Annotated in this window: 24 protein-coding genes; 14 read left to right on the top strand and 10 right to left on the bottom strand. The window is 70.7% G+C overall.

All coding sequences use genetic code 11. The features are described 5' to 3' along the window. The first annotated feature begins 343 nt into the window (after window positions 1–343). The 4 genes from ACIQM4_RS06025 to ACIQM4_RS06010 all read left to right on the top strand — a co-directional run bounded on the left by ACIQM4_RS06025 (window position 344) and on the right by ACIQM4_RS06010 (window position 5,099). The gene (locus tag ACIQM4_RS06025; protein ID WP_401586668.1) at window positions 344–1,621 is read left to right on the top strand and encodes an extracellular solute-binding protein; all 1,278 of its coding nucleotides are present in this window, start codon (window positions 344–346) and stop codon (window positions 1,619–1,621) included. 124 nt (window positions 1,622–1,745) lie between these two features. Next, window positions 1,746–2,726: a carbohydrate ABC transporter permease gene (locus tag ACIQM4_RS06020; protein WP_401586665.1), complete on the top strand. Its 981-nt coding sequence runs from the start codon at window positions 1,746–1,748 to the stop codon at window positions 2,724–2,726. Beyond that, window positions 2,723–3,553 (top strand): carbohydrate ABC transporter permease, encoded by an 831-nt coding sequence (locus ACIQM4_RS06015; RefSeq protein ID WP_401586662.1) that lies wholly within the window; start codon window positions 2,723–2,725, stop codon window positions 3,551–3,553. The genes ACIQM4_RS06020 and ACIQM4_RS06015 overlap by 4 nt, the downstream gene beginning before the upstream one ends. Window positions 3,554–3,560: 7 nt before the next feature. After that, a complete protein-coding gene (locus tag ACIQM4_RS06010; protein WP_401586660.1) occupies window positions 3,561–5,099 on the top strand; it encodes a glycoside hydrolase family 3 protein in 1,539 nt (512 codons plus the stop codon). 117 nt (window positions 5,100–5,216) lie between these two features. On the opposite strand, the gene nagB is transcribed toward ACIQM4_RS06010, so the two are convergent. Further along, complete coding sequence (gene nagB / locus ACIQM4_RS06005) at window positions 5,217–6,002, bottom strand: glucosamine-6-phosphate deaminase (protein ID WP_401586658.1); 786 nt, start codon at window positions 6,000–6,002, stop codon at window positions 5,217–5,219. A gap of 197 nt (window positions 6,003–6,199) precedes the next feature. Here nagB and ACIQM4_RS06000 point away from each other — a divergent pair, with 197 nt between their 5' ends. Next, complete coding sequence (locus ACIQM4_RS06000) at window positions 6,200–7,264, top strand: SIS domain-containing protein (RefSeq protein WP_401586655.1); 1,065 nt, start codon at window positions 6,200–6,202, stop codon at window positions 7,262–7,264. Between the two features lie 357 nt (window positions 7,265–7,621). Beyond that, on the top strand, window positions 7,622–9,088 hold the full coding sequence (locus ACIQM4_RS05995) for a PAS domain-containing sensor histidine kinase (protein WP_401588118.1): 1,467 nt from the start codon (window positions 7,622–7,624) through the stop codon (window positions 9,086–9,088). A 202-nt stretch (window positions 9,089–9,290) separates the two neighbouring features. Here ACIQM4_RS05995 and ACIQM4_RS05990 read toward each other — a convergent pair whose 3' ends face one another. After that, window positions 9,291–9,548, bottom strand: a complete 258-nt coding sequence (locus tag ACIQM4_RS05990) for a WhiB family transcriptional regulator (protein WP_004937597.1) — start codon at window positions 9,546–9,548, stop codon at window positions 9,291–9,293. A 319-nt stretch (window positions 9,549–9,867) separates the two neighbouring features. Further along, window positions 9,868–10,839, bottom strand: coding sequence for a diacylglycerol/lipid kinase family protein (locus ACIQM4_RS05985; RefSeq protein WP_401586652.1), 972 nt, complete (start codon window positions 10,837–10,839; stop codon window positions 9,868–9,870). 134 nt (window positions 10,840–10,973) lie between these two features. Here ACIQM4_RS05985 and ACIQM4_RS05980 point away from each other — a divergent pair, with 134 nt between their 5' ends. After that, complete coding sequence (locus ACIQM4_RS05980) at window positions 10,974–11,408, top strand: hypothetical protein (protein WP_401588116.1); 435 nt, start codon at window positions 10,974–10,976, stop codon at window positions 11,406–11,408. A gap of 99 nt (window positions 11,409–11,507) precedes the next feature. Here ACIQM4_RS05980 and ACIQM4_RS05975 read toward each other — a convergent pair whose 3' ends face one another. From ACIQM4_RS05975 to ACIQM4_RS05965, 3 genes are all read right to left on the bottom strand, one after another. Then, window positions 11,508–12,461: an RNA polymerase sigma factor SigF gene (locus ACIQM4_RS05975; RefSeq protein WP_401586649.1), complete on the bottom strand. Its 954-nt coding sequence runs from the start codon at window positions 12,459–12,461 to the stop codon at window positions 11,508–11,510. After that, entirely contained in the window at window positions 12,458–12,871 is a 414-nt protein-coding gene (locus ACIQM4_RS05970; protein ID WP_398422469.1) for an anti-sigma regulatory factor, read from the bottom strand. Before ACIQM4_RS05970 ends, ACIQM4_RS05975 begins: the two co-directional genes overlap by 4 nt. Window positions 12,872–13,068: 197 nt before the next feature. Beyond that, on the bottom strand, window positions 13,069–13,329 hold the full coding sequence (locus tag ACIQM4_RS05965) for a UBP-type zinc finger domain-containing protein (protein ID WP_401586647.1): 261 nt from the start codon (window positions 13,327–13,329) through the stop codon (window positions 13,069–13,071). A gap of 69 nt (window positions 13,330–13,398) precedes the next feature. On the opposite strand from ACIQM4_RS05965, the gene ACIQM4_RS05960 reads away from it, so the two are divergent. Beyond that, window positions 13,399–14,997 (top strand): Na+/H+ antiporter, encoded by a 1,599-nt coding sequence (locus ACIQM4_RS05960; protein ID WP_401586644.1) that lies wholly within the window; start codon window positions 13,399–13,401, stop codon window positions 14,995–14,997. Window positions 14,998–15,117: 120 nt separating this feature from the next. Here the strand turns inward: ACIQM4_RS05960 and ACIQM4_RS05955 are convergent, their stop codons facing one another. Then, on the bottom strand, window positions 15,118–16,008 hold the full coding sequence (locus tag ACIQM4_RS05955) for a 1-aminocyclopropane-1-carboxylate deaminase/D-cysteine desulfhydrase (RefSeq protein WP_401586642.1): 891 nt from the start codon (window positions 16,006–16,008) through the stop codon (window positions 15,118–15,120). Between the two features lie 85 nt (window positions 16,009–16,093). Then, window positions 16,094–16,684, bottom strand: coding sequence for an N-acetylmuramoyl-L-alanine amidase (locus ACIQM4_RS05950; protein WP_401586639.1), 591 nt, complete (start codon window positions 16,682–16,684; stop codon window positions 16,094–16,096). Between the two features lie 377 nt (window positions 16,685–17,061). Between ACIQM4_RS05950 and ACIQM4_RS05945 the strand changes: the two genes are divergently transcribed. The 3 genes from ACIQM4_RS05945 to ACIQM4_RS05935 all read left to right on the top strand — a co-directional run bounded on the left by ACIQM4_RS05945 (window position 17,062) and on the right by ACIQM4_RS05935 (window position 20,440). After that, entirely contained in the window at window positions 17,062–18,474 is a 1,413-nt protein-coding gene (locus tag ACIQM4_RS05945) for a family 2B encapsulin nanocompartment shell protein (RefSeq protein ID WP_401586636.1), read from the top strand. Window positions 18,475–18,598: 124 nt separating this feature from the next. Continuing rightward, window positions 18,599–19,714: a family 2 encapsulin nanocompartment cargo protein polyprenyl transferase gene (locus ACIQM4_RS05940; RefSeq protein ID WP_401586634.1), complete on the top strand. Its 1,116-nt coding sequence runs from the start codon at window positions 18,599–18,601 to the stop codon at window positions 19,712–19,714. A gap of 132 nt (window positions 19,715–19,846) precedes the next feature. Continuing rightward, window positions 19,847–20,440, top strand: coding sequence for a GNAT family N-acetyltransferase (locus ACIQM4_RS05935; protein ID WP_401586632.1), 594 nt, complete (start codon window positions 19,847–19,849; stop codon window positions 20,438–20,440). Between the two features lie 156 nt (window positions 20,441–20,596). Here ACIQM4_RS05935 and ACIQM4_RS05930 read toward each other — a convergent pair whose 3' ends face one another. Further along, a complete protein-coding gene (locus ACIQM4_RS05930) occupies window positions 20,597–21,178 on the bottom strand; it encodes a TetR/AcrR family transcriptional regulator (protein ID WP_401586629.1) in 582 nt (193 codons plus the stop codon). Window positions 21,179–21,303: 125 nt separating this feature from the next. On the opposite strand from ACIQM4_RS05930, the gene ACIQM4_RS05925 reads away from it, so the two are divergent. From ACIQM4_RS05925 to ACIQM4_RS05915, 3 genes are all read left to right on the top strand, one after another. After that, window positions 21,304–21,897 (top strand): dihydrofolate reductase family protein, encoded by a 594-nt coding sequence (locus ACIQM4_RS05925; RefSeq protein WP_401586627.1) that lies wholly within the window; start codon window positions 21,304–21,306, stop codon window positions 21,895–21,897. A gap of 5 nt (window positions 21,898–21,902) precedes the next feature. Beyond that, on the top strand, window positions 21,903–22,490 hold the full coding sequence (locus tag ACIQM4_RS05920) for a dihydrofolate reductase family protein (RefSeq protein WP_401586624.1): 588 nt from the start codon (window positions 21,903–21,905) through the stop codon (window positions 22,488–22,490). Between the two features lie 87 nt (window positions 22,491–22,577). Beyond that, window positions 22,578–23,324 carry a DUF6304 family protein gene (locus ACIQM4_RS05915; protein WP_401586622.1) on the top strand — a complete coding sequence of 249 codons (747 nt, stop codon included), beginning with the start codon at window positions 22,578–22,580 and terminating at the stop codon, window positions 23,322–23,324. 136 nt (window positions 23,325–23,460) lie between these two features. Here the strand turns inward: ACIQM4_RS05915 and snpA are convergent, their stop codons facing one another. Further along, window positions 23,461–24,090, bottom strand: a complete 630-nt coding sequence (snpA, locus tag ACIQM4_RS05910) for a snapalysin (RefSeq protein ID WP_401586620.1) — start codon at window positions 24,088–24,090, stop codon at window positions 23,461–23,463. Window positions 24,091–24,231 lie beyond the last annotated feature (141 nt).

The following is a 24,231-nucleotide window of genomic DNA, read 5'->3' as shown; positions in this document are numbered from 1 at the left end:
CACCGGCTCCTCCGTCTGTCGCGGCTCTCATGGATGGTGGCACGGTCCGCCGTGCGGAGCTTCGGCTCCGCGCGATTCCCTCTTATACACCGCGTCGCCCGTGAACGCGGTGGCCCCAGGGGCTGTTGAGAACGGCCGTACGCCCCTGACGGGCGCCTAGGTGTCGGTCCGATAACGGACGCAACGAGCGGTCTTACACACCCTTGACACCCAAAAAGGTCTAGGCCAAGCTCCAGCTACTGGTCTAAACCATTAAAGACCAGGTCCCAGTCCCACAGGCCGTCTTCGTGCGTATGCCTCGCGGTGGGCGGGGGTTGCAGGCATCCCTGAGGAGAGTGGCGTAATGAAGCGCAAGCTCATCGCGGCGATTGGCGTCGCCGGCATGTTGGTCAGCGTCGCGGCGTGTGGTTCGGACACCAAGGACAGCGACAAGAAGGCCGGGTCCGACGGCTTCAAGGGCGAGACCCTCACCGTCTGGGCCATGGACGGCTCGACCCCGCCGAACTGGACGAAGGACCTGACCGCCGCGTTCGAGAAGAAGACCGGCGCCAAGCTCAAGTTCGAGGTCCAGAAGTGGGAGGGCATCCAGCAGAAGCTGACGACGGCCCTCTCCGAGGAGAACCCTCCCGACGTCTTCGAGATCGGCAACACCCAGACCGCCGCGTACGCCAAGACCGGCGGCCTGGCCGACCTGAGCGACCTCAAGAAGGAGATCGGCGCCGACTGGGCCGACAACTTCAACGAGGCCGCGGTGGTGGACGGCAAGCAGTACGCCGCCCCGTGGTGGTTCGCCAACCGCGTCGTCGTCTACAACAAGACGGTCTTCAAGGAGGCCGGTGTCACCGAGGTCCCCAAGACCCGTGACGACTTCTTCAAGGCGCTCGACAAGATCAAGGCCAAGGGCAAGGCCGAGCCCATCTACCTGCCCGGCCAGAACTGGTACTTCTTCGACGGCCTCACCATCGGCAAGGGTGCGGAGCTGATCAAGAAGGACGGCGACAAGTGGGTCTCCAACCTGGCCGACCCGAAGATCGCCGAGGCCGCCGAGCTGTACAAGAAGTACCAGGCCTACTCCAAGGCCCCCAAGGACAAGGACGAGGCCACCCCGCAGCAGGCCGACGTCTTCGCCAAGGGCAAGACCGGCGCCTTCATCGGCATGGGCTGGGAGGCCGGCACGGCCGTCAAGGCCAACCCGGCCCTGGAGAAGGACATCGGCTACTTCACCATTCCGGGTGAGAGCGCCGACAAGCCCGAGGGCGTCTTCCTCGGTGGCTCCAACTTCGCCGTCGCCGAGGGCAGCAAGAAGCAGGAGCTCGCCAAGGAGTTCCTGAAGCTCGCCCTCTCCGACAAGTTCGAGGGCGCGCTCGCCAAGGAGTCCGGCGTCATCCCGAACAAGGAGTCGCTCAACTCCAACCTGGCCGGCAACCCGGTCGCCGAGGCCGCCGCGCCGTCCGCCAAGTTCGGTGGCACCACGCCGCTGATCCCGGAGTGGGCCGCGGTCGAGAACAACCCGAACCCGATCAAGTCGTACCTGACGGCGGTCCTGAACGGAAAGACCCCCGCCGAGGCCGCGAAGCAGGTCGAGGGCGAGCTCAACAAGCGCCTCGCGCAGAAGCAGTAACCCCTCCTGCCGGGTTCCGGTCCCTCCGCGGCACGCCGCGAAGGAGGGGCCGGAGCCCGGCAGTCGGCTGTGGCTCCGCAGTGCCGCAGCTGTCTCCCGCAGCGCCCAGGAAGAGATGGCGAGCATGACCGTGCAGACCGAACGGCCGCCCTCCGGTCCGACGGAGGTTCTGAAGGGGGCCGGCGCAGCACCGGCCGAGCCGGGAAAGCGGCGCAGAACCGGCGCCCTGACCCCTTATCTGCTGCTGTTGCCCCCGGTGGCCGCCGTACTGGTCTTCCTGGGCTGGCCGCTGATCACGAACTTCGTCATCTCGTTCCAGAACCTCAACATGAGGCAGCTGATCCAGCACCTCACCGAGTGGAACGGCCTCGACAACTACGGCGAGGTCCTCGGCAGCGCCGACTTCTGGAACGTCACCGCGCGCTCGCTCGCCTTCACGGCGGTCAACGTCGTACTGATCATGGTGATCGGCACCCTGGTCGGCCTGCTGCTCGCGCGGCTCGGCAGGCGGATGCGGGTCACCCTGCTGATCGGCCTGGTGCTGGCCTGGGCGATGCCCGTCGTCGCCGCCACCACCGTCTACCAGTGGCTGTTCGCCCAGCGCTTCGGTGTCGTCAACTGGGTGCTGGACGCCCTCGGCTTCCACTCGATGGCCGAGTACAACTGGACCGGCAGCCAGCTCTCCACCTTCTTCGTGATCACGGTACTGATCGTCTGGCAGTCGGTGCCCTTCGTGGCGCTCAACCTGTACGCGGCGACCACGACCATCTCCAAGGAGCTGTACGAGGCGGCCTCGCTGGACGGCGCCGGGGCCTGGAAGAGCTTCACCTCGGTCACTATGCCGTTCCTGCGTCCCTTCCTCCTCGCCACGACCTTCCTCGAAGTCATCTGGGTCTTCAAGGCGTTCGTCCAGGTCTACGCGATCAACGCCGGCGGCCCCGACCGGCTGACCGAGATCCTGCCCGTGTACGCCTTCATCGAGGGCATGGGCAACCAGCACTTCGGCATGGGCTCGGCGATCTCCGTCCTGACCATCCTGGTCCTGCTGCTGCTCACCGCGTACTACCTGCGGATCGTTCTGAAGCAAGAGGAGGACGAGCGATGAAGCGCTCTCTGGCCGGCCGCATCTGGCCCAACGCGACGGCGGTCCTGCTCGTCATAGGTTTCGTCTTCCCGGTGTACTGGATGTTCGCCACGGCGTTCAAGAAGACGCCGGACATCGTCTCCGAGGACCCCGTCTGGTTCCCGACGGACATCACCTTCGAGCACTTCAAGACGGCGATCGACGCCGAGAACTTCGCCACGATGGTGCGCAACTCGCTCACCGTGACGATCCTCGCGGTCGTCTTCTCGCTGATCCTCGCCCTGGCCGGCTCCTTCGCGCTCGCCCGGATGCGGTTCAAGGGGCGGCGCGGCTTCATCATCGGCTTCATGGTGGCGCAGATGGCGCCCTGGGAAGTCATGGTCATCGCCATCTACTTCATCGTGCGCGACGCCGACATGCTCAACAGCCTGATCCCGCTGACCGTGTTCTACATGGTCATGGTGCTGCCCTTCACCCTCCTGACGCTGCGCGGCTTCGTCGCCGCCGTGCCCAAGGAGCTGGAGGAGTCCGCGATGGTCGACGGCTGCACCCGCCGCCAGGCCTTCGTGAAGGTGATCCTGCCGCTGCTGGCCCCGGGCCTGATGTCCACCTCGCTCTTCGGATTCATCACCGCGTGGAACGAGTTCCCCATGGTGCTGATCCTCAACAAGCAGGTGGAGTTCCAGACGCTGCCGCTGTGGCTGTCGCAGTTCCAGACGCAGTTCGGCGACGACTGGGGTGCCACCATGGCAGCTTCCTCGCTCTTCGCGATTCCGATCCTGATCCTCTTCGTCTTCCTCCAGCGCAGGGCGGTCAGTGGTCTGACCGACGGCGCGGTGAAGGGATAACGCAGCCATGACGACGCTCATCAGCCGCTCCGACACCCTCACCCGGGACGCCCTGGCCGTCCTGCAGCCCGGCTTCACCGGCACCGCGGCCCCCGACTGGCTGCTGCGCAGCGTCGGCGAAGGCCTCTCCTCGGTCGGTCTGTTCGGCCGTAACATCGCCTCCCCGGCACAGCTGGCCGCGCTCACCGCCCAGCTGCGGGCCGAGCGGGACGACGTGCTGGTCGCCATCGACGAGGAGGGCGGCGACGTCACCCGCCTTGAGGTGCGCGGCGGCTCGTCCTTCCCCGGCAACCTCGCGCTCGGCTCCGTCGACGACACCGCGCTCACCCGCGACGTCGCCCGCGAGCTGGGCCGCCGGCTCGCCGAGTGCGGTGTCAACCTCAACTGGGCGCCGTCGGCCGACGTCAACTCCGACCCCGGCAACCCGGTCATCGGCGTCCGCTCGTTCGGCGCCGACCCGCAGCTCGTCGCCCGCCACACGGCCGCGTACGTCGAGGGCCTCCAGGCCTCCGGAGTCGCCGCCTGCACCAAGCACTTCCCCGGGCACGGCGACACCGCGGTCGACTCGCACCTCGACATGCCGCGCATCGATGTGGCCCTGGACACCCTGCACGCCCGTGAACTGGCGCCCTTCCGGGCCGCGATCGCCGCGGGTTCCAAATCGGTCATGAGTGCGCATATTCTTCTTCCTGCGCTCGACCCCACCTGCCCCGCGACTCTCAGCCCGCAGATCCTGACCGGTCTGCTCCGGGAGGAGTTGGGCTACCAGGGGCTGATCATCACGGACGGCATGGAGATGCGTGCCATCTCCGCGACGTACGGGATCGAGCGTGGCTCCGTCCTGGCGATCGCCGCGGGAGCCGACGCGATCTGCGTCGGCGGCGGCCTCGCCGACGAGGAGACCGTCCTGCGACTGCGCGACGCGCTGGTCACGGCGGTCCGCTCCGGCGAACTGCCGGAGGAGCGGCTGGCCGACGCGGCGGCGCGGGTACGCGCACTCGCCGCGTGGGCCCGGCAGGCCCGGATCCCGGGGCCGGGCGCGGAAGTGCAGGAGGGGACCGCGCCCGGCAACGGGACCGCCGTCGGCGCCCCGCACCCGAGGGAGGTCGGCCTCACCGCCGCCCGCCGTGCGGTCCGCGTCACCCGCGCCCCCGGCGCCGTGCCGCTCACGGCCGCGCCGTACGTGGCCGCCCTGGCCCCGGTCGCGAACATCGCGGTCGGCGACGAGACTCCGTGGGGAGTCGCCGCCGACCTGGCGCGGCTCCTCCCGGGCACCGAGACAGGCACCTTCAACGACGGGGCGGACGCCGCCGGGTCGATCCTGGCCGCCGCGGGCGAGCGCCGGATCGTCGCCGTCGTGCGCGACGAGCACCGGCACCCGTGGATGGCCGCGGCGCTGGACGCGCTGCTCGCCGCCCGCCCGGACACCGTCGTGGTCGAGATGGGCGTTCCCCAGTCGGCCCCGCGCGGTGCGCTGCACATCGCCACCCACGGCGCGGCCAGGGTCTGCGGACAGGCGGCGGCCGAGGCGATCGTCGGCCGCTGACCTGCCGTACGCACGCGAAGGGCCGGGCACCCACTGCGGGGTGCCCGGCCCTTCGTCCTCCTCCACGGCGCGGCGCGGGGCCCGGCACCCCGAGCGGGCGGGGGCGGGCCGAAGGGTCTAGAGACCCTGCCACACCGGCTTGTTCGCGTACGTGTGACGGAAGTAGTCCGCCAGCTTCAGCTTCGACGCCGCCGCCTCGTCCACGACGACGGTCGCGTGCGGGTGCAGCTGGAGGGCGGAGGCCGGTACGAGCGCGGAGAGCGGACCCTCGACGGTCTGGGCGACGGCCTCGGCCTTGCCCTCGCCGGTGGCGAGCAGCACCAGGTGGCGCGCGTCCAGGATGGTGCCGATGCCCTGGGTGATGACGTGCCGCGGGACCTGGGCGGTGTCGCCCTCGAAGAAGCGCGCGTTGTCGTCGATGGTCTGCTGGGTGAGCGTCTTGATGCGGGTGCGCGAGGCGAGCGAGGAGCACGGCTCGTTGAAGCCGATGTGCCCGTCGGTGCCGATGCCGAGGATCTGTAGGTCGACGCCACCGGCCTCGGCGAGCGCCCTGTCGTAGGCGGCGCAGGCCGCCTGCACGTCCTGCGCCGACCCGTCGGGGCCGAAGAAGGACGCCTCGGTCAGCCCCAGCGGCTCCACGACCTCGCGCAGCACGGTGGCCCGGTAGGACTCCGGGTGGCCGGCGGGCAGCCCCACGTACTCGTCGAGCTGGCAGATGCGGGCGCGCGAGGCATCCACCTCGCCGCCCCGCACCTTGGCCGTCAGGGCCTGGTAGATGGGCAGCGGGGACGAGCCGGTCGCCACACCGAGCAGGGCGTCGGGCTTGGCGCCCAGCAGGTTCGCGATGCTCTGCGCGACGATCTCGCCGCCCGCCTTGGCGTCCGGAACGATGACAACTTCCACGCTGATGCCTGCCTGTCTGTGCGGAGGAGGGAGACCGTGCGCCGAGGGGGCTCGACGATCTGTGGTATAGACCAATCTAGCAGAGCAGGGCCACGCGCACCCGCCCTGCGGCAGTCCTCCCGCTGGCGGTTGTCCGAACTCCCATGGTCGACTGGGACGGAGCGTCCGTCACCTCGGGAGTGTCCAGGAGGCCCCGTATGTCCTCTGCATCCGCCGCCGAGCGGCCGGGCCGGACCATGGCCTCCGAGATGGCCGAGCAGCCCGCCGTGCTGCGCCGGATCCTCGAAGAGGGTGCCCCGAGGATCTTCGCGACGGCGCAGGCGATCGCCGCGCGGAGCCCCCGGTTCGTCCTGCTGACCGCGCGCGGCACCTCCGACCACGCCGCCCTCTACGCCAAGTACCTGCTGGAGATCCAGCTGGGCCTGCCCTGCGGGCTCACCTCGATGTCCACCACGACGGCGTACAGCGCCCGGCCGGTCTTCCGCGACGTGCTGGTGATCACCGTCAGCCAGTCCGGCGGCTCGCCCGACCTCGTCGCCTCCACCCGCGCGGCCCGGGAGGCGGGGGCGATCACCCTCGCCGTCACCAACAACCCGGACTCCCCGCTCGCCGCCGTCTCCGAGCACCACATCGACGTGCTGGCGGGCCCGGAGAAGGCGCTCCCGGCCACCAAGACGTACACCGCCTCCCTGCTGGCCCTCTACCTGCTGGTGCAGGGCCTGCAGTCCGTCGACGGCACCGCGGCGGCCCGCCCGGTGGTGGACCTGGCGGGCGAGGTCATCGGCCGCGGTGCGGAGGTCCGCCGGCTCGCCTCCCGCTACCGCTTCGCCGAACGCATGGTCGTCACCTCGCGCGGCTACGGCTACCCCACGGCCAAGGAGGCCGCGCTCAAGCTCATGGAGACGAGCTACATCCCCGCGCTCGCCTACTCGGGCGCCGACCTCCTGCACGGCCCCCTGGCCATGGTCGACAACATCTCCCCGGTGATCGCCGTGGTCACCTCGGGCTGTGGCGGCGAGGCCCTCCAGCCGGTGCTCGACCGGCTCAGGGGCAGGGGCGCCGACCTCTTCGTGGTCGGCCCCGGACCCCAGGTGGACGCGGCCTCCTCGGGCTTCGTACTGCCTACCGAGGGCGTCCTGGAGGAGCTCCAGCCGATCCTGGAGATCCTGCCGCTGCAACTGCTCGCGTACGAGATCACGCTGGCCCGCGGCCAGGACCCGGACGCCCCGAGGGCGCTGGCGAAGGTCACGCAGACGCGCTGAGGGGCGGCCCGGAAGGACCCGAGGCGCGGCAAGGCCCCACGGCCCCGTAAGGAACCGGGGCGCGGCAAGCCCCACGGCCCCGGAAACACCCGCGGGCCACGGCGCCCGGCGGGACCCTCGGCCCACCCGGCACCGCAGCCCGGAGTTGCATCGGCCGACGGTGTGCGGTGCCATCGGCCGTGTGGAGGGGCGGGCGCAGTCAGGGCAGAGAGCGCTTCGTCCCCTCGATCTCACCCTCCTGTGCGGGGAGGGTGAAGCTTTGCCCGGCCATTGTGGACTAGACCACTAAGCCCTGTCTACGGATGGGCACCGGCAGTTGCCCATGAGGTTACGGGTATGTTCATGCGTGTGCCCTCCATGAACGATCTCGTACGCCAGCACACCGCCCTCAGCGAGTCCGACCTCGAGTGGCTCCACCTGCTGGTCTCGGAGTGGCAGCTGCTCTCCGACCTCTCCTTCGCCGACCTCGTGCTGTGGGTTCCCACCCGCGACGGCACCCGGTACGTCTCCGTGGCCCAGATGCGGCCGAACACCGGCCCCACCTCGTACCACGACGACATGGTGGGGCATCTCGTCCCGCGCGGCCGGCGCCCCCTGCTGGACGCCGCCCTCGACGAGGGCCGCATCGTGCGCGAGGGCGACCCCGAGTGGCGTGAGGAGGTACCGGTACGGGTCGAGTCCATTCCGGTGCGGCGCGAGGGCCGGGTGCTCGGCGTGATCGGCCGCAACACCAACCTGCTCACCGTCCGCACCCCCAGCCGGCTGGAACTGACGTACCTCCAGAGCGCGTCCGACCTCGCCCAGATGATTGCCGCGGGATCGTTCCCCTTCCCCGGCCAGCAGGTGGACATGGACGCCTCGCCGCGGGTCGGCGACGGCCTGATCCGGCTCGACGCCGACGGGATCGTCCAGTACGCGAGCCCCAACGCCCTCTCCGCCTACCACCGGCTCGGCCTCGCCTCCGACCTGGTCGGCCACCACCTCGGCGGGGCCACCGCCGAACTCGCGCCGTCCCGCGGCCCGGTCGACGAGGCGCTGGTCAAACTGGCCAGCGGTTACGCCCCGCGGGAGACCGAGGTGGAGGGCAGCGGGGGAGTGATCCAGCTGCGCGCCATCCCGCTCAAGCCCAAGGGGCCGCGGATCGGTTCCCTGGTGCTCTGCCGCGACGTCACGGAACTGCGCCGCCGGGAGCGGGAGTTGATCACCAAGGACGCCACCATCCGGGAGATCCACCACCGGGTGAAGAACAACCTCCAGACGGTCGCCGCGCTGCTGAGACTCCAGTCCCGCAGGATGGACTCCGCCCAGGGCCGCGAGGCCCTCAATGAGGCGGTACGGCGCGTGGGCTCGATCGCCATCGTGCACGAGACGCTGTCCCAGAACCTGGACGAGCGCGTCGAGTTCGACGAGATCGCCGACCGGGTCCTGGCGATGGTGTCGGAGATTTCGCCGGGAAAGGTGGTCTGCCGCAGGACCGGCCGCTTCGGCATACTCGACGCCGAGGTCGCCACCCCGCTCTCCATGGTGCTGACGGAGATCCTGCAGAACGCCCTGGAACACGGCTTCGCCCAGGGCGAGCAGGGCGCCGTCGAGGTCTCCGCCCTGCGCGGCGGCACCGCGGCCGAGGCGCGGCTGCTCATCACGGTGCTGGACGACGGGCGCGGACTGCCCGAGGGCTTCGACCCGCAGCGGGCGGGCAACCTCGGCCTGCAGATCGTCCGGACGCTGGTGGAGGGCGAGTTGGGCGGCACCTTCGACATGGTGCCAGGACCCGAGCGCGGTACCCGGGTGGTGCTCGACATCCCGGTACGGACGCAGAAGTAGCCGCCGGACGAAGGGGCCGGCGACGGCCGCGGCGGCGGCCGTGGCGGCGGCGGACAGCGAAGAGCCCCGGACCGAGGTGCGGTCCGGGGCTCAACTGCTCACGCGTTACTGCGCATTGGGGGGTACTGCGCGCTGCGATTCGGGGGCGGTGACTGCATACGCGCTGTATGCGCCGCCGAGCTCAGGCTCGAAGCAGGGTGGGTCAGGCGGTCGCGTTGCGGGCCCGGTTGCGAGCGGCACGGCGCTTCATTGCGCGGCGCTCGTCCTCGCTGAGGCCACCCCAGACACCCGAGTCCTGGCCGGACTCGAGGGCCCACTGCAGGCACTGCTCCATGACGGGGCAGCGGCGGCAGACGGCCTTGGCTTCCTCGATCTGCAGCAGCGCAGGACCGGTGTTGCCGATGGGGAAGAACAGCTCCGGGTCTTCCTCACGACAAACGGCGTTGTGACGCCAGTCCATGGCTGCTACCTCTCCTTTGATGACATCCACGTTGCTTGTGAATGTGAACGCTTTCACGAATCCCCTCACCAGGGAAGGGCCGACTTCCAGAAGAACTGGTTGTGGTCCAGGTTGTGTGAGGAGGGGTTCTGGTCTTCAGGGAGGCCGGTGTTGCGGGCCGTCCCGATCGCCATGAAGAGACTCGCAAACCTCGACGGCGGATACAACCCCTTCCGAGAAGTTTTTTTTGATTCCTCGGTGTCGACTAGGTCACAGCCGTACTTCCATGGGGTGGATGGCAGTCCGTACGTTCGAGATAAAGGACTTTAGGCCCTTCCACTCACACAATCACACGCAGTGCACGGCGAACGCCTGTGAACGCGACGCTCGTACGCAGTCCCAAGTGGTCACCGTCCATTTGAAGGGGCAGTGGGACCTTCGAATGCAAGGTGAAGTCGGTGAGGTCGTGCAGGGTGACGGCATGCTTACCGTGCGGACCGCGTTCGGGCGTGGAAGTGAGCAGCTGGGTGGCGTAACGCGTCACCGCGGGGGTGGAGAGCCGGCTCAGGCCGAGCACGTCCAGCGCGGTGTCGAAAGAGGCCTCCGGGGAGGCGTACAGCGGACGATTCCCCAGGTAGGTCCAGGGGGAGGTGTTGCAGACTATCGAAAGGACGAGGTCCGTCACCGGGTCCTCACCGGCTCTCTCCAGGGAAATCACACCCTGTCTCCGGTGCGGCTCCTCCAGGAATTGACGGATCACCTGGCGGAGATAGAGGGCGTGCGTCGAACGCTTACCGCGCTCACGCTGCTGTTCGACCCGGCCGATGACTCCCGCGTCGAATCCGAGCCCCGCACAGAAAGTGAACCAGCGGCTCGGGACGCCCTCGTCCTCCGTCCCCGGTACGCCCTTTGTCAGTCCGAGGCTCACTGTGCGTTCGCTTCCGGTACGCAGTGCGTCCAGAAGGGCGCCGGTCGCCTCGACGGCGTCATTGGGAAGGCCGAGCGCACGGGCGAAGACATTGGTGGAACCGCCGGGGACAACGGCGAAACCGGGCAGCCTTTCGGGGTCGGGCCCGTCGTGCAGCAGGCCGTTCACGACCTCGTTCACGGTGCCGTCGCCGCCCAGGGCGACCACCAGGTCGATGACGTCCGCGCTGTCGGCGGCCCGCCGGCCCAGGTCGCGGGCGTGGCCGCGGTACTCGGTGGTGACCGTCTCCAGCTTCATCTCGCTGGCCAGGGCGTGGATCAGCACGTCCCGGGTGCGGGCACTGGTGGTGGTGGCTGCCGGATTGACCACGAGGAGTGCGCGCATGGGCGCCAGATTACCGGCCGCCCGTGCGCCGGTCGTCCTCCGGTACGACCGCCCGGCTTCCGGCGGGCGTCGGCCGCTACCCTGCAAGGGTGAGTAAAAAGCCCGCACGGCGGCCCGGACAGCCGGTCGAACCGCTGCCCGAATCGCCGGCCGTCCCGCATCCGGCCACGCCCCGTCCCGCCCGGCTGGGCGCCGCAGCCGCGCTCGCCGCACTCGAAGGCCTGGCGCTCGTCGCCGTCGGCCTCTACATGCTCGTGATGGGTCTCTTCGGCAGCCCGGACCGCCCGGAGCAGGCCGAGATGGGCGGGCTCACCCTGATCGCGCTCGCCGTGCTGCCGCTGCTCGCGGCGAACGGACTGCGGCTGCGGCGCAGCTGGAGCCGGGGCCCCGCGATGATCACGCAGCTGATGGCGCTGCCGGTCGCGTACACCCTGATGACCACGGACGGCGCCTGGGCCATCCCGGCGGGCATCGCGCTCGGGGTGGTGGCCGTCGCCTCGCTGGTACTGCTGCTGAACCCGGCGGCCGTCGACGCGCTCGGCATCAAGCGGGGGCCGCGCGGCACCTGACACGTCACGGCGGGGCTCGTAGGCGGCTGTCAGTGCCGTACGAGCCCCGCCGTGTGCTGTTCCGAGCGCGCTGTGTGCTGTTCCGGGCGGTGCGGGTGACTACTCCTCGACCAGCAGCTTCTCGCGGAGCTGGGCCAGGGTGCGGGCCAGCAGCCGGGAGACGTGCATCTGCGAGATGCCGACCTCCTGGGCGATCTGCGACTGGGTCATGTTCCCGAAGAAGCGCAGCAGCAGGATCTGCTTCTCGCGCGGCGCCAGGCCCTCCAGGAGCGGTTTCAGGGACTCCCGGTACTCCACGCCCTCCAGCGCCACGTCCTCCGAGCCCAGGGTGTCCGCGACCGCGGGGGACTCGTCGTCCGTGTCGGGGACGTCCAGGGACAGCGTGGAGTACGCGTTCGCGGACTCCAGACCCTCCAGGACCTCCTCCTCGGAGATCGCCAGCCGCTCGGCCAGCTCCTTCACGGTCGGTGAGCGGCCGTGCTGCTGGGAGAGCTCGGCGGTCGCCGAGGTCAGCGAGAGCCGCAGCTCCTGGAGCCGGCGCGGGACCCGAACCGCCCAGCCCTTGTCGCGGAAGTGCCGCTTGATCTCGCCGACCACGGTGGGCGTCGCGTACGTCGAGAACTCCACGCCCCGGTCCGGGTCGAACCGGTCCACCGACTTGATCAGACCGATGGTGGCGACCTGCGTCAGGTCGTCCAGCGGCTCCCCCCGGTTGCGGAAGCGCCGCGCCAGGTGTTCGACCAGCGGCAGGTGCATCCGCACCAGCCGGTTGCGCAGCTCGGCCTTCTCCGGCGAGCCGTCGGCCAGCTCGCGCAGCTGGATGAAAAGGGCCCGCGCACCGCTGCGGTCCCGGGGGTTGTGCGGGAGCCCGTGTTCCTCGCGCTCCTTGTGGACTTCACTCTCGTCGCTCATCTGGTCCGCCGCCCGCTCTGCTGACTGAGCTTGTTCCGCCGGGGCCTCCACCGCCGGGTGCGGGCGGGCCTGCTGCTCAGGAATCCCGTTCAGCGCCCGCCGGCTGCGCTCGTCGTCCCGCACCGGCCCGTCCCCGCTCACGCCGGACCGGGTCCCGCGCCGCGCTGTTTGTACAGGCTGATACTGACCGTACGGTCGTCGGCGACGGTCGCGTCGACCTTGCCGGCGAGTGCGGAGAGCACCGTCCACGCGAAGGTGTCGCGCTCCGGGGCGCGCCCGTCCGTGGTGGGTGCCGACACCGTCACTTCAAGCGAGTCGTCCACCAGCCGGAACACACAGCTGAGGACGGAGCCCGGCACGGCCTGCTGGAGCAGGATCGCGCAGGCCTCGTCGACCGCGATGCGCAAGTCCTCGATCTCGTCGAGGGTGAAGTCCAAACGCGCTGCGAGGCCGGCCGTGGCCGTACGCAGCACCGACAGGTAGGCACCCGCAGCGGGCAGCCGGACCTCCACGAAGTCCTGGTTCCCGGGCTCGCCTGCGATAGGGGACACCCTCACCTCCAAGGTGGCACAAGCGGTACGTCTCTTACGTCTATCGCCGGTGACGCTATCGCGATCCGCTGCCGCGTGTCGCCGGACCCCCTGCCAGGGCCGCTGTCACTCATGGTAGGTCCATGTGCACGGACAGTGGCTAGGGGTGTGCGGGGCCCAATTGGACCGCACCGGTGAGGGGTTGACGTACCCCGGCTTCAGACGATCGAACCGTCGACGAAGCACCAGCGCCAGCTCTCACCTGGTTCGAAGCTGCGCATCACCGGGTGGCCCGTGTCGTTGAAGTGACCGGTGGCGTGCCTGCCGGGGGAGGAGTCGCAACAGCCGACGTGCCCGCACTCCAGGCAGATCCGCAGCTGGACCGGGTGGGTGCCGTTGGCCAGGCACTCCGGACAGGTGTCGCTCTGCGGCTCCGGCTGGGGCCGCGGCAGTTCCTCGACGTGCGGGCAGTCGTTCATGAGCACCATTGTTCATGATGTGTGGGCACTCCGGGCTGCCGGAGCCGCTGAACCGGACGGACGGAACCGATGGACGCGCTGCCTCTGCTGGCCATGATCGCGGGAAGTGCCGCCGTAGCCGGGTTCGCCCGGCGCACCCCCGTGCCCGCACCGCTGCTGCTCGTGGCGGTCGGGATCGCCGCCTCCTTCGTGCCGGGGGTCCCGGACTTCACGCTCGACCCGCACATCGTGCTGCCGCTGCTGCTGCCGCCCCTGCTGCACACGGCGGCGCTGGAGAGCTCGTACCTGGACCTGCGGGCCAACCTGCGGCCGGTCGCCTTCCTCTCCGTCGGGTACGTGCTGTTCGCGACCGTGACGGTGGGGTGGCTGGTGAGCGTGCTGGTGCCGGGGCTGCCGCTGACCTCGGCGCTGGTGCTCGGCGCGGTGATCGCCCCGCCGGACGCGGTGGCGGCGACCGCGATCGCGCGCAAGCTCGGGCTGCCGCCGCGCATCACCGCGATCCTCCAGGGCGAGTCCCTGGTCAACGACGCCACGGCCATCACCGCGTACAAGGTCGCCCTGGCGGCCGCGGTCGGGGAGGGCGCGAGCTGGAGCGCGGGCGTCCAGGAGTTTCTGCTGGCGGCGTGCGGCGGCATCGGCGTGGGGCTGCTGCTGATGGTCCCGATCCACTGGCTGCGCACCCGGCTGAGCGAACCGATCCTGCAGAACACGCTCTCGCTGCTGATTCCCTTCGTCGCATATGCGACGGCGGAGTACGTGCACGCGTCCGGGGTGCTCGCGGTGGTCGTGGTCGCCCTGCACATCGGGCACCGGTCCTGGAAGGTCGACTTCGCGACCAGGCTCCAGGAGGAGGCCGTCTGGAAGATGGTCTCCTTCATCCTCGAATCGGCGGTGTTCGCGCTGATCGGGCTCCAGCTGCCGGTGGTGCTCAAGGGGCTGGGGCCCTACGACGGGTGGACGCTCGTCGAGTACGCGCTCGTGGTGTTCGTACTGGTGGTGGTGGCGCGGTTCGTCTGGGTCTTCCCGGCGACGTACCTCCCGCGATGGCTGTCGAAGCGCATCCGCACCCGGGAGCCCGACGTCGACTGGAAGGCGCCGGTGATCGTCGGGTGGGCGGGGATGCGCGGGGTGGTCTCGCTCGCCATCGCCTTCTCGATCCCGCTCGTGGCGGAGGGTGAACCCTTCCCCGGGCGCGACCTGATCCTCTTCCTGACCTTCACGACGGTGATCGCGACGCTGGGCGTGCAGGGACTGACCCTGGCGCCCCTGATCCGGCTGCTGAGGCTGCCCGCGCGGGACGTCCACGCGGAGACGCTCGCCGAGGCGCAGGCGCAGAGCGAGGCCTCGCAGGCGGCGGAGGCCCGGCTCGACGAACTGCTCGCCGACGAACACAACGCCCTGCCAGGACCGTTGGCGGACCGCCTGCGCACGGTCCTGGAAAGGCGCCGCAACGCGGTGTGGGAGCGGCTCGGGACGGTCAACGAGGAGACCGGGGAGTCGGCCGACGCGACCTACCGGCGGCTGTCCCGCCAGGTGATCGACGCGGAACGCGCGGTCTTCGTGGAACTCCGGGACGGCCGCCGGATCGACGACGAGCTGATGCGCACCCTGCTGCGCCGCCTGGACCTGGAGGAGGCGGCGGCCTGGCGGTCGGCGGACGGGGGGTGAGGGCCCGGCCGGTGGGCCTCGCGGGGTACGGCGAGGTGGCGGCCTGGCCCGGTCCGGTGCTACGGGCGTCCTGGGGCCTGGCGGGGCACGGCGAGGTGGCGGGCCTGGTCCGGTCCGGTGTTACGGGCGTCCTGTGACCACCGCGGCCACCCGGCTGCCCGCCGGGAACCCGCCGCGCTCCACCAGCGACACCAGCGCGTACAGCAGCTTCGCCACGTACAGCCGTTCCACCGCCACCCCGTGCCGCGCCTCGAAGTCGGCCGCGAAGTCGAGAAGCTCCGGGGGCGTGCGCGCGTACGCCCCGAAGTGGAAGCCCTCCGCGAGGGACCACGATCCGCACCGCCCGCCGAACGCCGAGTGCTGGAGCGCCAGCACCTCCGCCTCCAAGAAGCCCCCGGCGAGAACCGGAACGCCGAGGGCGCGCTGGTCCGGGGCCAGTCCCGCCGCGAGGCCGGCGAGCGTGCCGCCCGTTCCGCAGGCCACCGCGACGGTGTCGGCCGCCCCGCGCAGCTCCCGGCCGAGCGCCTTGCAGCCCTGGACGGCGAGCGCGTTGCTGCCGCCCTCGGGGACCACGTACGCCTCGGGGAAGGGGGTGCGGGGCAATAGCTCGCGCAGGTACGACGGGTCGGCGCGGCGCCGGTACTCCGTACGGGAGACGAAGTGCAGCCGCATGCCGTCGGCGGCGCACTGCGTGAGGGAGGGGTTGAGCGGGCGGCCGGCCAGCTCCTCGCCCCGCACGACGCCGACCGTCGGGAAGCCCAGCAGCCGGCCGGCCGCGGCGGTCGCGCGCAGGTGGTTGGAGTACGCGCCGCCGAAGGTGAGCAGCGGGCGGCCGGCGGCGGCCCGCAGATTGGGCTCCAGTTTGCGCCACTTGTTGCCGGAGAGGTCCGGGTGGATCAGGTCGTCCCGCTTGAGCAGCAGCCGCACGCCATGGAGCGCGAAACGCTCGTCCTCGACGGGGACCAGGGGGGACGGCAGCCGCGGGCGCAGCTCCAGGTGTGCGGAGGTCACCCGCCCATTGTCCCGCGCCCCTGCCCGCTCATCGTCCTGCGCCCTTGGCCTCTCATCGTCCCGCGCCCCTGGCCTCTCCCGGCGATCACTTCAGCAGGCCGTGCACCCTGTCCCGCAGCGCGTCCATCGTGAAGCCGAGCGGGTCGACCTTTCCCGGTTGCCACTCCCGGTGGCCGATGACCGAGCGCGCGCTCCAGCCGTGGGCGCGGCAGATCGCCGCCGAGACGCGCTCGACCGCCTCGATCTGGGCGGCCGGCCACGGGTCCTCGCCGTCGCCGAGGTTCTCGCACTCGAAGCCGTAGAAGCGGGCGTTGCCGTCGGTGTTGGCCTCGTTGTCCGGTGGCAGCTGCTTCTCGGCGATCACCGCGCGCAGCACGTCGTCATCACCGAGACCGGCGTGGTTGGCCCTGCCGTAGCCGACCAGGTGGACCGTGCCGTCCTTGGCGATCACGCCGTGGCAGAGCGGTCCCGGCAGGTCGGCGTGGCCGTCGCGGCAGATCTCGACGGTGGCGGCGGTGCCCTTGGTGACGGTGTGGTGGATCATCACGCCGTGCACCGGGCCCCAGGCGCCGTGGCCCTGCCGGTTGTGATGGCGCCAGTCGCCCACCTCGACCACGGTCACCCCCTCGGCGCGGAGCGCGGACAGGAAGGTGTCGGCGGAGAGGGGGTTGGCCATGGCGGTCTCCTCGCTGAGCGGCTCGGGGGTCCCGGGAGCGTGATCGGGAGTGCTTCCGGAACTGCGTGTACCGCTTGTACCGCGAGACATGCGCCCGGGGCATCTGTTTCGCACGGTGTGCGAGCCGATCAGGACAGGGACGCGCGTCTTGGCCTGCGCGGATGTGCGGCCCCGCGCGGGCGGGCGCCCTGACGCGAGCGTCCGGCCCGGTGGCGGGCGGTCAACTCCCGGTGACAGGTCAACCGTTCGCGCGGGATTCCCTCTTCCCCGGTGATCTAGTCACACTCTTTTGTGTAATGGCGCCGCCACTGTGCGTGCTGAAAGGCTTCTCCCGCAGGTCAGCACAGGCAGTAATCAGCACGTTATGAGGGAGTCAGATGTCGGTCGAGGCAGGTTCCGAGGTCCGGGAAGAGCAGGCACCGCCGCAGCAGAGTCTCGGTACGGCCGCCGCGCGGAACTTGGCGACCACCACCAAGTCCGCGCCGCAGATGCAGGAGATCACCTCCCGCTGGCTGCTGCGGATGCTGCCCTGGGTGCAGGTCCAGGGCGGTACGTACCGGGTCAACCGAAGGCTCAGCTACTCCGTCGGCGACGGCCGGGTCACCTTCGTGCAGACCGGGGGCGCGGTGTCGGTCATCCCCGGGGAGCTGGGCGAACTGCCCCCGCTGCGGGCGTACGGCGACCACGACGTGCTCGCGGAGCTCGCCCAGCGCTGCGAGCAGCGGGAGTTCGCCGCAGGGGACGTCATCGCGACACAGGGGGACAGCGCCGACACCGTCTATCTGCTCGCGCACGGCCGGGTCGAGAAGGTCGGCGCGGGGCCCTACGGCGAGGAGCAGGTGCTCGGCACCCTCGCGGACGGCTCGTACTTCGGCGACCAGGCGCTGATCGACGGCGACGCCTCCTGGGGCTACACCGCGAAGGCCGCGACCGCCTGCACCGTACTGGCACTGAGCAGGAACGACGTGCTCACGCTCGCCGACCGCGCGGACTCGCTGCGCGACCACCTCGCCCAGGCCGCCGAACTGCCGCGCCAGCGCACCAACAGGTTCGGCGAGGCGCCCATCGACCTCTCCGCCGGCCATGTCGGCGAAGCCCTCGTGCCGCACACCTTCGTGGACTACGACGCGGCGCCGCGCGAGTACGAACTGTCCGTCGCGCAGACGGTGCTGAAGGTGCACAGCCGGGTGGCGGACCTCTACAACCAGCCGATGAACCAGACCGAGCAGCAGTTGCGGCTCACCGTCGAGGCGCTCCGGGAGCGTCAGGAGGACGAGCTGGTCAACAACAGGGAGTTCGGCCTCCTCGCCAACTGCGACTACGGCCAGCGGATCCAGCCGCACGACGGCGTGCCCAGCCCGGACGACCTGGACGAACTGCTCTCCCGGCGGCGCGGCAACAAGTTCTTCCTCGCGCACCCGCGCGCGATCGCCGCGATCGGCCGCGAGTTCAACAAGCGGGGCCTGGTCCCGGACTCGGTCGACATCGCGGGCAACAAGATCCCGGCCTGGCGCGGCGTACCGATCTTCCCGTGCAACAAGATCCCGATCAGCGACGCCCGTACGACGTCCATCATCTGCATGCGTACGGGCGAGGCCGAGCAGGGCGTCATCGGCCTCCAGCAGTCCGGCATCCCGGACGAGATCGAGCCCAGCCTGTCGGTCCGCTTCATGGGCATCGACGAGCAGGCCCTCATCTCCTACCTGGTGACCGCGTACTACTCGGCCGCGGTCCTGGTGCCGGACGCCCTGGGCGTGCTGGAGAACGTCGAGATCGGCCGCTGGAGCTGACGAGGCCGGCGGGCGCAGGAGGGGACGGCCCGAGGGGGGTCATGGGGCGAGTGGGGGTGTTGCCCTCCCGGTGCGGGCGGCCGGGGCGCAACACCCCCGAACACGGGAGGAGTTGGCATTGACGATGACCACGGCCCAAGCGGCGGGCGGTTCCACGGGTGGCTCGGGGGAAGGCTCAGCGGGCGCATCGGCGGACGGCCGGGGCCCCGGGGCGGGGGGCGGCCCCGAGAGTGCGGCCGACCTTCTCGCACGCACCAGGGCGGCCGTCGACCCCCGGCTGCGTGAGACGGTCGACTCGCTGCCGGGGCAGGTCCGCCGGATCGCGCGCTACCACTTCGGCTGGGAGCAGGCGGACGGCACGCCGTCCACCGCCCCGTCCGGCAAGGCCCTGCGGCCCGCCCTCGTCCTCGCCGCCGCCCAGGCGCTCGGCGGCGACCCGCAGCACGCGGAACGGGCTGCCGCCGCGGTGGAGTTGGCGCACAACTTCACCCTGCTGCACGACGACGTGATCGACGAGGACCCGACCCGCCGGAACCGGCCCACGGCCTGGACGGTGTTCGGCATCGCGGACGCGATCGTCGTGGGCGACGCGATGTGCGCGCTGTCGCTGCAGGTGCTCGCGCAGGACCCGCACCCGGCGTCGGCGAAGGCCTCCGCCCGGCTGGCGGCCTGCATCATCGAGCTCTGCGCTGGCCAGCAGGCGGACTGCGCGTTCGAGCAGCGGGCGCCGCAGGACGTCACCATCGACGAGTGCCTGACGATGGCCGAGGCCAAGACGGGCGCCCTGCTCGGCTGTGCGTGCGCGCTCGGCGCGCTGTACGCGGGGGCGGGGGACGAGGAGGTCGAGGCGATGGACGCGTTCGGCCGTGAGGCGGGCCTCGCCTTCCAGCTCATCGACGACCTGATCGGCATCTGGGGCGACCCGGCGCACACCGGCAAGCCCGCGGGCGCCGACCTGGTCGCGCACAAGAAGTCGCTGCCGGTCGTGGCGGCGATGGCCTCCGGGTCCCCGGCCGCCGCCGAACTGGCCGAGCTCTACCGGGGGCCCGCCATGGACGCCGGCACGGTCCGCCGGGCCGCCGACGCCGTGGAGCGGGCCGGTGGCCGGGACTGGGCGCAGAGCCAGGCCGCCGACCGGATGGCACGGGCGGTGGACCACCTCTCGCGGGCGGTGCCGGACCTCGGCGCTGCCGACGAACTGCTGGCCCTGGCGGAGTTCGTGACCCGCCGCACGCGCTGATCGCCCCGCGCTCGCCACACCCGCCGCACCTCGCGTCGGGGCCCGCCGGAAGGGTCCGGCGGGCCCCGTCCGTGGCTCCAACCCTATGATCACGTACGAGAGTTGTCGTGCGGCGGGGATACGGAGACGGACATGGGCGTAGGGATACGGCAGGCGACGGCCGCGGACCGGGACGGGGTGCGGCGGCTGATGGACGACGCCTTCCACGGTGACCCGGTGAGCAGCTGGATACTGCCCGGGGTGGAGCACAGGCGGCGGGTGCACCCGCTGATGATGGGTGCCTTCCTAGGCGCGGTCCTCGCCCACGGCTGGGTGGACATGACGGAGGACGGCTCGGCCGCCGCGCTGTGGCTGCCCACCGCGGCGGGGAAGCCCGAGCCGGACGACGGGCCCGCGCAGCTGCGGGCCGCCATCGACCCGGCGAACGAGCGCGTGGAGCTGGTCGGCACGCTGACCGCGGCGATCCACCCGCACCACAGGGCGCACGACTACCTCTGGATGATCGCGGTGGACCCGGGCCGGCAGGGCGAGGGCCTGGGCAGCGCCCTGATGACTCCGGTGCTGGAGCGCTGCGACCGTGACGGCAGGGCCGCGTACCTGGAGGCGAGCAGCACGCGGAGCCGGGAGCTGTACCGGCGCCTTGGCTTCACCGATCTGGGGGAGCCGCTCCAGCTGCCCGGCGGCCCCCGCATGTACCCGATGTGGCGCGACCCGCAGGACGCGTGATCGCAGGGTGCGTGATCGCAGGACGCGTGACCCGCAAGGCGCGTGACCCCGCTGGGCGCGTGACCCGTTTGAGCCCCCGGGTGTGACCCGTTTGGCTCCGGGTGAGGGATGTCCGCCCCCGGGAGCGTCGGGCGGCCGGCGCCGCACGCCGTGCGCCTACGTGGCCGGGAAGATCCGCTCCACCGTCGTCGCCACCAGTGCGTCCAGCGCCTCCTGGGTGTCGGACAGCATCTCCGGCAGGGTGAAGTGCTCCACCAGCAGGCCGGTCATGGCCAGATAGAGGACCCGCATGGCGTCCGCGTCACCGGGCAGGCCCGCCGCCTGGTGGAAGCGGAGGTTCTCGTCGAACTGCTCCCGGACGGTCCGGTTGAGCGCCTCGCGCAGACCGGGCCGCCGGGTGGCTTCGAGCCGTAGTTCCAGCATCGCCAGATACCCGGAGCGTTCGGCGGTCATGCGGCGTACCAGGTCCTGCATGAGGTGGACGATCAGCTCCTGGGACGGCTCCGGGGTCATCAGCTCGGCCACGTGTGCCGGGTCGGGGACCATCCGCTCGTTGACGCGCGTCGCGGTCTGGGCGAGCAGCTCGTCGCGGTCGGCGAAGTAGTTGGAGGCGGTGCCCGTGGGGACGCCCGCCCGGGAGTCGACGGCGCGGAAGGTGAGGCCGCGGGCGCCCTCGTCCGTGAGCACGTCGATGGCGGCATCGAGCAGAGCGGTGCGGCGCTCGGTGTTCCTGGCCATGGGATCGCTTCCTTCTTCACTCTCGTACGGCAAAGTGCTTGCGTAACCACTACACGTGAAGCACTATAGCTGTCGTGGTTATGGGCTGAGCCGTGACCGCACCCCGACCCCGCAAAGGACCCCGCTTGCGCAAGCTCACCTACTACGTCGGTATGTCCCTCGACGGCTTCATCGCGGCCCCGGACCACGCCGTCGACGCCTACCCGGTCAGTGAGGAGTTCCTGAAGGACTTCCTGCTCGGCGAGTACCCGGACTGCCTCCCGACGCACATCCGCCGCCACTTCGACGCGGACGACGTGCCCAACAAGCACTTCGACACGATGCTCCAGGGCCGCACCACCTATCAGCCCGCCCTCGACATCGGCATCACCAGCCCGTACGCGCACCTGCGCCAGTACGTGGTCTCCCGCAGCCTCACCGACGCCGGCCCCTCGCCGTCCCCGGACGTCCAGCTCGTCACGGGCGACGTCGTCACCAAGGTGCGGGAGCTGAAGGCCGAGGACGGTGAACTCGGCATCTACCTCGCGGGCGGCGCCAACCTGGCGGGCCAGCTCATCGATGAGATCGACGAGATCGTCCTCAAGGTCTACCCGGTGGTCATCGGCGACGGCATCCGGTTGTTCTCCACGGAGTTCGGCGTGCACTCCTTCTCGCTCGACTCCACCCGCGGCTACGCCAACGGCACCCTCGTACTCACCTACTCCCGGCTGAAGGGCTGACCGCTTTGCGCGAACTGACCTACTACATCGCCTCCTCGCTCGACGGCTTCATCGGAGACCCGCACACGGGCGACGGTGCGTTCTTCGAGCAGCTGGCCAGCGGTGAGTACCACCGCTTCATGTTCGACGAGTTCTCCGACACCCTGCCCACCTTCGCCCGTGAGCACCTCGGTCTCGAAGGCAAGCCGCTGACCCGCTTCGACACGGTCATTCAGGGCCGCAGGAGCAACCAGGTGGCGTACGACCAGGGGGTGACCAGCCCGTACGCGCACCTGCGGCAGTACGTCGCCTCCCGCACCCTCACCGAGTACCCGGACCCCGCCGTCGAGTTGATCCGTGACGACCTCGTGGGCAAGGTGCGCGAGCTGAAGGCCGAGGAGGGCGGACTCGGCATCTACCTCTGCGGCGGCGGTGACATCGCCGGCCAGCTCATCGACGAGATCGACGAGCTGATCATCAAGACATACCCGTTCCTCGTCGGTTCCGGCATTCCCATGGCGTCCGCCGGATTCGCCCTGCGGCAGTACGAGTTGAGCGACTGCAGGACCTTCGACAACGGCGCGATCGTCGCGACCTACCGCAAGATCCGGTGACCGTGCGCCGGGACGGCCGCCGCCGGTGCTCCGCCGCGGGGGCCGTCCTCGATCGGCCGGACGCGCGGACGCACTAAAGTCCCGCCCATGACAGGAGAGTCATGGGTCGGCTGGTACCGCGATCGCGCCGGTACACAAGCCCTCACCATCGTGACGGACGGGCGGCGGCTGCGCGCCCGCATCAGGGGCACCGACTTCACCGGCGACGGCTTCACCGGCCTGCGTGCCGACCCCGGACTCCCGCCGGACGAGGGCGAGTTCACCCTCACCCCGGACGGCGCGCTGTGCGGTTGTGTACTGGAGTGGGACATACCGATGCCGGTGTACGACGCGGGGACGGTGCACCGCGCGGCGCTGCGCTGTCTGCTCACCCTCGGCCGGCCCGCGGCCCAGGGCCACGGGCTCGACCGGCTGCACCTCGGGCTCGCCCTGCACTTCGACGGCGCGCTGTTCCTGTCCGGGCACGCGGAGAGCGACTTCGCTGCGGCCCTCGCCGAGATCCAGCGCCAGCTCCCGGCCGGCAGCTACCTCAAGTCATGCCTCTCGTGCGCCTTCTCCGACTACCTCCCCGGCGCGGGTACCGGCTTCTTCGGCGCGCTGACGTGCTTCCTGGACGCCAGGGACGCCTACCGCGCGGTGGCGGCCCCGGACGGGCTCCTCGAACTCTGGGGCAGCAACTCCGGCACCGTCCAGGAGACCCACCGCTGCCCCGGTTTCGAGCGCAGGCCCGAAGCAGGGCCCGGTACCGGGCACCGGGGCGCCTTCCCCGCACCGCGACCGGAACTGGAGCACTCCCAGGGGGATTTCAAGCCTCCGCAGGCGTTCGCCGGCTGATCGGTCACCGCGTCCCGGGGCGCACGCACGGCGGCGCCGCGTGCCCGCACGGTTCCGGTTGGGGGGCCGGTTCGCACGGGTACGCGGCGCCGGTGCCCGCCCGGGGCGGGACCTGGTCGCGCGGGTGCCGAAAGGCCTAGCCGACCAGGCCGTTCGCCCACAGCTGGTTGACGCGGGCACGCTCCTGGGCGTTCGGCTGGCTGTTCTGGCAGGAGGTGCCGGGGCCGCCGCCGGACATCAGCTCGCTGCACGGACCGGAGTAGTGGTCCGGCAGGCCGAGCACGTGACCGGTCTCGTGGGCGGTGACGCGGGTGGAGTTGTACTGCTGGTTCTGCCGGTAGTCCAGGAAGATGTAACCGCGTCCGTGACCGTCCGTGCTGGCGTACGAACCGCGCGAGTCGTTGCCCTCGCGGTACGTGAAGTTGGCGCCCGAGGTCGTCTCCTGGAGCTTCACATTGCTGACGGCGCTGTTCCAGATCTGGGTGGAGCTGGCTATCTGCGAGCGGAAGGACGGCGCGGCCGACGCGTTGTAGCGCACGGTGACGACGCGGATGCCGGGGTTGGCGGCCCGCTGCTCGCGCACCGACTGCATGACGGCCTGCTGGAAGGCCTTGGTGGCGGAGGCGTTCTCCTGGGACTGCTCGTACGCGGCGTACGAAGTCGTGGGAGCCGGCGCGGTGGTGGCGGCGTTCGCCATGGGCACGGTGCCGACGGCGGCGAGTCCGAGACCGAGAGCGGTGGCGAGGAGGGCGCGGGGGTGTCTCATGGTGGGGGGTTCTCCCTGCTTGTCCGTGGCCCGGTGGGTTCCGGGCGTGGGTGGGACTGGGGAGAGTGTGGGGGAGCCGGAGGTGCCTGCGGATGATGTCATTCACCGATAGCGCGATGACATCACCCCCCGCCGGGACGG

The sequence above is a fragment of the Streptomyces sp. NPDC091272 genome, from assembly GCF_044757485.1.
Classification (GTDB): Bacteria; Actinomycetota; Actinomycetes; order Streptomycetales; family Streptomycetaceae; genus Streptomyces.
The sequence above is the reverse complement of the archived record's forward strand: the minus strand, read 5'-3'. Positions and strand labels throughout refer to the sequence as shown.